Below are 2,463 nucleotides of genomic sequence, written 5' to 3'. Positions count from 1 at the left end.
CTCGTTGTACGCGGGGGCACAACTGCCGGGCAGATAGTGGCCTGAGCCGTTCGTCATCTCCAGCACCCATCGGCCAATGGACCCGCCTGGTCGGCGTCTACGACGCCTCCACCAGCCAACTCACCCTCTACGTCAACGGCCGTCAGTCCGGTACCAAGACCTACAGCGGCACCTCCTGGAACGCCGCCGGTCCCGTCCAGATCGGCCGCCGCCTCTACCAGGGCACCTACGGCGAGTACGCCGTCGGCAAGGTCAGTGACATCCACATCTACGACACGGCCCTGCCGCCCGCCGACGCCGCCGCGAAGGGCGACAACGCTGTTGTCAGCCAACTCGGCTGACCCACAAAGGGCGTTCAGGCGCTCTCCCAAGCAGTTCCTGGGCGAGCGCCCCGCGTTGACGCTCCGTCGGGTTGACCAACCGCCCCTGCGGCGCCCCCAAGCGCCGCCCCGTCAGAGCAGGTCACTAAAGTTCTCGATCCTCATGCTCATGCTCGAAGTCGTCCGATTCTCTGGGGGAACCATCTTGAGACGCAGCACCTTCCTGGCGGCAGCCACGGCAACCGCCCTGGCCGCCACCCTCTTCGCGGGCCTCGCCCCGGCCCACGCGGACAACACCACCGGCCCCGTCCTGTCCGACGCGGACGGCTGGTACGAACCGGGGCTGATCTTCGTGACGGCGCATTCCGCCAGCCCGCTCACGCACATCACGGCGCACTTCTATCCGCTGGACGCACCGGCAGGGGGACCGGAGGCCGGATCGACCGAGGACTTCACCCAGTACACCGGACAGGACGCGACGTCAGGGGTCTGGCGGGCACCGGTGCACCTGGCCGATCTCGGCGACTACCGGGTGACCGTCGACCTTGAGGACGCCTCCGGCGCCACCGTCACCGGCGCCCTCTCCCCGCACACCCTGCGGTACCAGACCCTGGTCAGGATCCCCGAGCTGACCGCCACCCCCGCCGTGCCGGACTACCTCCACCAGCAGGTCACCGTCAGCGGCAGCGCCCTGGCCACGGATCCCCGCCACCCGGACACCCCCACCCCCGCCGCCGGCGTACCCGTCGACATCGAGACCGGGCGGGGGCGGGTGAACGCGACCACCACGGACGACGGCCGCTTCACCGCCACCTTCGTCCCCGTCCAGACGTCCATCGACCTGACGGCCGCACCGGGGGCCTCCGTCAACTACCCGGGCGCGATCGACCTGTTGAGCCCCAAGAAGTCCCTGCACACCACCCAGGCACCCGTCCGCTTCACCGCCAGCACGCACGCCCTGAACCTGAAGCAGGGCGCCACCGGCACGGTCACCGGCCGCGCCGAGATCCAGACCACCTCAGGCTGGCAGCCGCTGCCGCACACCAGCATCGGGCTCTTCGGCACCGACTCGAACGTCGTCGCCGGTCAGACCACCACCGACAGCCAGGGCACCTACACACTGCACGTCTCCTCCTACAACGCCGCACCGACAGCCCAACTCGTGGCCGGCACCTCCTACATGCCCTTCCAACAGGTCGCCACCGAACCCTTCAGCCTCCATGTCGCCTACGCCACCCACCTCGACATGAGCGCGGACCTCACCGACACCTCGTCCCTCAAGGTCTCCGGCTACGTCTACTACGAAGACGCACGCGCCCACTGGCCCGCCAGGCCCACCATCACCCTGCAGTACTCCAAGGACGGCAAAAGCGGCTGGAAGAACGCCGCCACCGTCCCCATCAAGCTCCGCTACAACAAGCCCCTGTTCGAGGAGGACTTCGCCCGCACCCTCACCACGACGAACACCAACGCCTACTGGCGCGCCCGCTTCGACGGCAACCCCGACCTGGCGACCAACACCACCAAACCCGTCCACCTCTACCGCTACGCCACCCGCATCACCGGCTTCCACGCCTCGACGAACCCGGTCCGCAAGAACCAGGCGTTCAGTTTCGCCGGCACCCTCCAGTACAAGAACGGCACCACTTGGAAGCCGCTCTACGGCGGTTCCCCCACCCTCTACTTCAAGCCCCGCGGCTCCACCACCTACCGCTACGTCACCGAACTGGGCACCGACAGGCACGGCCACCTCATCGGCATGGAGACCGCCAAACAGGACGGCACCTGGGCCATCGCCCTCAGCCGCCAGACTGGAGACCACTACCTCAGAAGCGCCCAGGTCACCGACTACGTCGACGTCCGGTGAACTCCCGCTGGTACCTCTGCCTGCACGTTTGGTGGGTCGAGCGCCAAGGCGCGCATCCTCCAAGGTTTGTAGGGCTGTCACAATCGGTGCAGCGGGCACGTAGAGGCGCCAGCGCTCGCGGCCGTGGCGCTCACGGTGGCCGCTCGGTGGCCGGACGCCTTTGGACGAGGTCGAACGAGGCGGCACAGGACAACCGGCCGTACGTGCTCTGATCGGCCTGAACGTCACTTGGCAGCACGGCACGGCACCAAACGACATGATCACTCACGGTCTCGT

At 68.0% G+C, this 2,463-nt stretch carries 2 protein-coding genes; both read left to right on the top strand.

Going from position 1 to position 2,463, the window contains the following annotated elements; genetic code table 11:
* Nucleotides 1-341, top strand: a 341-nt coding sequence (locus OC490_RS48995) for a LamG domain-containing protein (protein WP_262064544.1), incomplete at its 5' end; no start/stop codon positions are given.
* A 184-nt stretch (nt 342-525) separates the two neighbouring features.
* On the top strand, nt 526-2,187 hold the full coding sequence (locus OC490_RS48990; protein WP_262064543.1) for a hypothetical protein: 1,662 nt from the start codon (nt 526-528) through the stop codon (nt 2,185-2,187).
* Nucleotides 2,188-2,463: the final 276 nt, after the last annotated feature.

Source organism: Streptomyces sp. STR69 (genome assembly GCF_024519455.1).
In the GTDB taxonomy this organism is placed as follows: Bacteria; Actinomycetota; Actinomycetes; order Streptomycetales; family Streptomycetaceae; genus Streptomyces.
This window is presented reverse-complemented; position numbering and strand designations above follow the sequence as displayed.